The sequence below is a fragment of the Exiguobacterium sp. s16 genome (genome assembly GCF_018618115.1).
Classification (GTDB): Bacteria; Bacillota; Bacilli; order Exiguobacteriales; family Exiguobacteriaceae; genus Exiguobacterium; species Exiguobacterium mexicanum_A.
Genome location: NZ_JACSLM010000033.1, coordinates 1 through 230, shown reverse-complemented (window position 1 = coordinate 230; position 230 = coordinate 1). Strand labels below are relative to the sequence as shown.

Sequence of the window (230 nt, the reverse complement as noted above, 5' to 3'; positions counted from 1 at the left end):
AGACCCCCAACTACTTTCGGCGCTGAAGCGCTTAACTTCCGTGTTCGGCATGGGAACGGGTGTGGCCGCTTCGCTATCGCCACCAGACATATATGAGATTAACATTATCTTAACATAATGTCAACTCTTTTTTAAGAGATTGTTCTCTCAAAACTGAAGACTCATCAATTCATACAAACCATTAGACTAGATCAAAGCCTCGACCGATTAGTATCATTCAGCTCCACACG

1 rRNA gene is annotated in these 230 nt (G+C 43.5%); it reads right to left on the bottom strand.

The features are described 5' to 3' along the window. Nucleotides 1-87, bottom strand: a 5S ribosomal RNA gene (gene rrf / locus KNP86_RS15635); the annotation flags it as partial. Nucleotides 88-230: the final 143 nt, after the last annotated feature.